This is a genomic window from Actinocrinis puniceicyclus (assembly GCF_018283645.1).
Lineage (GTDB): Bacteria > Actinomycetota > Actinomycetes > Streptomycetales > Catenulisporaceae > Actinocrinis > Actinocrinis puniceicyclus.
Genome location: NZ_JAGSXH010000224.1, coordinates 1 through 4886, shown reverse-complemented (window position 1 = coordinate 4886; position 4886 = coordinate 1). Strand labels below are relative to the sequence as shown.

Annotated in this window: 1 protein-coding gene; it reads right to left on the bottom strand. The window is 69.8% G+C overall.

Annotated features, from left to right (window positions below; translation table 11 throughout):
• On the bottom strand, positions 1-4886 hold a 4886-nt coding region (locus tag KGA66_RS28080; RefSeq protein WP_211472462.1), incomplete at both ends, for a type I polyketide synthase.

Here is a 4886-nt window from a genome sequence, read left to right as displayed (position 1 = left end):
ACCGGAAACAACCCCGCCAACCCCACACCCATCCCAGCCCGCTGCGCACCCTGACCCGAAAACAAAAACGCCGTCTTACCAGCAACCACCGAACCAGCCACCACACCCGAAGCCGGCTCACCACGCTCAAGCGCAGCCAAACCCGACAACAAACCATCACGATCACCAGCCACCACCGCAGCCCGCTGATCAAACCCCGCACGCGACGTCGCCAACGAATAACCGACATCGAAGACATCCAGATCCGAACCAGCCAGCAAATGCGCCCGCAACCGCCCAGCCTGCCCCCGCAACGCCACATCCGACTTCGCCGAGAGCACCGACGGCAACGCCACCGGGCGTACCGGCTCGACCAACTCGGCGACCGGCACGACAGCGTCAGCAGGAGCCTCCTCGATGAGGACGTGCGCATTCGTGCCACTGACACCGAACGAGGAGACACCGGCCCGCCGCGGCCTACCGTTAGCAGGCCACGGCTCAGCCTCCGTCAGCAACCTGACCTCACCCGCCGACCAGTCGATGTACGGCGAGGGCGCGTCCACGTGCAACGTGCGCGGCAGCAGGTCGTGCCGCAACGCCTGCACCATCTTGATCACACCGGCCACACCCGCCGCAGCCGACGAATGCCCGATATTCGACTTGATCGACCCCAACCGCAACGGACCGGTGGTCCGGTCCTGGCCATACGTCGCCAACAACGCCTGCGCCTCAATCGGGTCACCAAGCCTCGTACCCGTACCGTGCCCCTCCACCGCATCCACATCAGAAGGCGAAAGACCCGCGTTCGCCAACGCCTGCCGGATCACCCGCTCCTGCGACGGACCATTCGGCGCAGTCAGACCATTACTCGCACCATCCTGATTCACCGCACTACCACGCACCACCGCAAGCACCCGGTGCCCATTGCGCCGCGCATCCGACAACCGCTCCAACACCAACAGACCCAGACCATCGGAGAAACCCGTACCGTCCGCACCCGCCGCATACGACTTACACCGGCCATCCGGCGCCAAGCCACGCTGGCGGCTGAACTCCTGCAAGAGGAATGGTCCGGACAGCACCGTCACGCCGCCGACCAGCGCCAGCGAACACTCACCCGACCGCAACGACTGCGACGCGAGATGCAACGCCACCAACGACGACGAACACGCCGTGTCCACCGACACCGCCGGGCCCTCCAACCCCAGCGTGTACGCCACCCGGCCGGAGACGACACTGGCCGTGCCACCGGTCAGCCGGAAACCCTCCAGCTCCGGCGGAGCCGAGTCGCCGTAGTCGGACGTCACCACACCGGTGAACACCCCGGTGTCGCTGCCGCGCAACGAGACCGGGTCGATGCCGGCGTGCTCCAACGCCTCCCACGCGCCCTCCAGCAGCAGGCGCTGCTGCGGATCGGCAGCCAGCGCCTCGCGCGGACTGATCCCGAAGAACCCCGCGTCGAAATCGCCGACGCCCTCGACGAAACCGCCGCCCTTGGTGTAGATGGTGCCCGGCAGTTCCGCGTCGGGATCGTAGAGCCGCTCCAGGTCCCAGCCGCGGTCGCCCGGCAGCGGGCCGATCGCGTCGCGGCCCTCGGCCACCAGCCGCCAAAGATCCGCAGGCGACGCGACGCCACCGGGATAACGACACGCCATACCCACGATCGCCAGCGGTTCATCCGACTTCACCTTGACACGCTTGGGCTTGGCCGCAGCGGCCTGGTCCACCCCGCCCACCTGCGCCACCAGCAACCGGGCCACAGCCGCAGACGTCGGATGGTCGAACACCAGCGTCGAAGGCAGCCGCACACCACTGGCCTGCGTCAACCGGTTACGCAACTCGACCGCGCTCAGCGAGTCGAAGCCCAACTCCTTGAACGCCCGATCAGCGCCAACCGCGTCCGGCGACGCATGCCCCAGCACCGCCGCGACCTGACCGCGCACCAACTCCAGCGCGACCCGCTCCCAATCCGCCTGCGGCACACCGGCGAGCCGATCGGCCAGTGAACCGGCACCGCCGGACCGCTTCGCCGGCATCCGCACCAGCCCACGCAACAGCGCGGGCAACATGCCGTCGCGCGCCTGATTGCGCAGGACAGCCAAGTCCAGCCGCACCGGCACCAGCAGCGCGTCGGCGAGGCCCAACGCGCGGTCGAACAGCTCGAAGCCAAGTTCGGCCGACAGCGCGCCCACGCCCATCCGCTCAAGGCGGGCGAACTCAGCTTCCTCCAGCGCGGCGCCCATACCGGCGTCGGCCCACAGGCCCCATGCCAGCGAACTGGCCGGCAGGCCCTCGGCGCGCCGCGCAGCCGCCAACGCATCAAGGAACGCATTCGCCGCCGCATAGTTGCCCTGACCCGGACTGCCCATCAACGCCGCCACCGAGGAGAACAACACAAACGCGGCCAGCTCGCGGCCTTCGGTCAGCTCGTGCAGGTTAAGCGCTGCGTCCACCTTCGGCCGCATCACCCTGGCCAGCCGCTCGGGCGTCAGTGTTTCCAGCACACCATCGTCGAGAACACCGGCCGCATGCACCACGCCCGTCAGCGGGCGCTCCAGCGCACCGAGCAACTCAGCGACCTGACCACGATCGGAGACGTCACACGCCACCACGGTCGCCTGCGCGCCAAGGACTTCCAGCCGCGCGACCAGTTCGCCGACCCCGGCCGCTGCCGCACCGCGCCTACTGACCAGCAACAGATGCCGCACACCGTGATGAGCCGCCAGATGCTTGGCGAACAACGCCCCGAGCCCGCCGGTGCCACCGGTGATCAGCACCGTGCCGTCCGGGTCGAGCGCGGGCAGGCCGGCCGCTGCCGGGCTGTCGGCGCGGGCCAGCCGCGGCGCGAGCAGCCTGCCGCCGCGCACCGCGAGCTGCGGCTCGTCCAGGCCGGCCAGCGCAGCCCAATCCAGGGCCTCGGCGGCCGAATCGGTGTCCACCAGCAGGAACCGGCCCGGGTGCTCGGACTGGGCGCTGCGCACCAGACCCCACACCGGGGCGAGCGCCAGGTCCGGCGCCTGATCGCCGACGGCGACAGCGTTACGGGTCACCACGGCCAGCTTCGCGTTCGGCAGCCACTCGCCGGCCAGCCACCGCTGAAGCAGTGCCAGCGTCGTTTCCGTTGCGGCGTACGGGGAACCGGCCGCGCCGCCCTCGACGGCGGCTACCACGACGTCCGGTGCCGTCGTTCCTTCGGCGATGGCCCGTTCGAGCGCGCCCAAGTCGGCATACTCGGTGCCGCCGAGCACGGCGACCGTCGCCGAGCCACTGCTGGTGCTGGTGCTGGTGCTGGTGCTGGTGCCGCTGCCGGTGTCGAGCGCCGCCCAGTCCACCTGGAACAGCGCGTTCTGCCGTCCGCGCTGCGCGCCTTCCAGCTGTGCCTGGTCGACCGGGCGGGCGACCAGCGACCGCACCGAGACGACCTCGGCACCGGACTCGTCCACCGCGTCCAGTCGCAGCGTCGAGTCTCCGGTCGCCATCGCACGAACCCGCAGCCGGGCCGCGCCCTGCTGCCCGATACGCACACCCGACCAGCTGAACGGCATCTTGCGCTGGCCGGCGCCGCCGCCGAGCAGAAGTGCCGCGCCGCTTTGGAGCGCGGAGTCGAACAGCGCGGGGTGGATGCCGTAGCCCTTGGCGCCGTCGGCGTATTCGTCGGGCAGCACCACCTCGGCGTAGACCTCGTCGCCGTCGCGCCACGCGGCCCGGATGCCGGTGAAGATCGGGCCGTAGTCGTAGCCGATACCGCTGAGGCTGGCGTAGATGTCGTCCACCGGTAACGGTTCGCTGCCCGCAGGGGGCCATTGCGTGGGCCAGTTCGGCATCGGCAGGGGCTCACCGGGCGCCAGGGTTCCGCGCGCGTGGCAGGTCGCCTCGCGGGCGCCCTCGCCGTCACCGGCTTCGGGCCGCGAATAGATCGCGACCGAACGCCTGCCGTCCTCGTCGGGCTCGCCGACGGTCACCTGCAACCCGACCGCGACGCCCTCGTGCATCAGCAGCGGGAACTCGATGACCAGTTCCTCGACCACCGGGCAGCCGGCCAGCCGGCCAGCGGCCAGCGCCAGCTCGTTGTGCGCGGTGCCCGGGACGACCATGTTGCCCAGCAGCACGTGCTCGGCGACCCACGGCTGGGTCTCGGTGGAAAGCCGCCCGGTCAGCAGCCACTCGTCTCGGTCGCCGACCTGCACAGCCGACGTCAGGACCGCGTGGCCCAACTCACCCGCAGCCGCGCCACCGCCCGCCGGATCTCCGATACCACCCGACGCAAGCCAGAACCGCTCCCGCTGGAACGCGTACGTAGGCAGATCCACCCGCCGCGCACCCGTACCCGCATAGAACGCCGGCCAGTCCACCTCAACCCCGGCCACATGCGCCTGCGCCAAGAACCCCGCGAACGCCTCCCCCTCATCCCTCTTCGCACGCAACGCCGCCGCGAACACCGCAGCATCCTCATCCACACACTGCCGCGCCAACCCGGTCAGCACACCATCCGGACCCAACTCCAGGAACCGCGAGACACCCTCAGAACGCAACGTGCGCACACCATCGGCGAACCGCACCGCACCACGCACATGCCGCACCCAATACTCCGGATCCGCCAACTCACCACTAACCACCCGGCCATCCAGATTCGACACCACCGGAACACGCGGCTCCAGGAACCTCAACCCCCGCGCCACCGCACGAAACTCCCCGAGCATCGGCTCCATCAACGACGAATGAAACGCATGACTCACCTTCAACCGGCTGGTCTTAAATCCAGCCACCCGCGGCAACCACCCCTCCAACGCCGCCAACTCACCCGACACCACCACCGAACCCGGAGCGTTGACCGCCGCGATCTCCAACCGCCCACCCATATCACCCAGCGCGGCGGCGACCTCGCCCTCGCCCGCCTGCACCGCCAC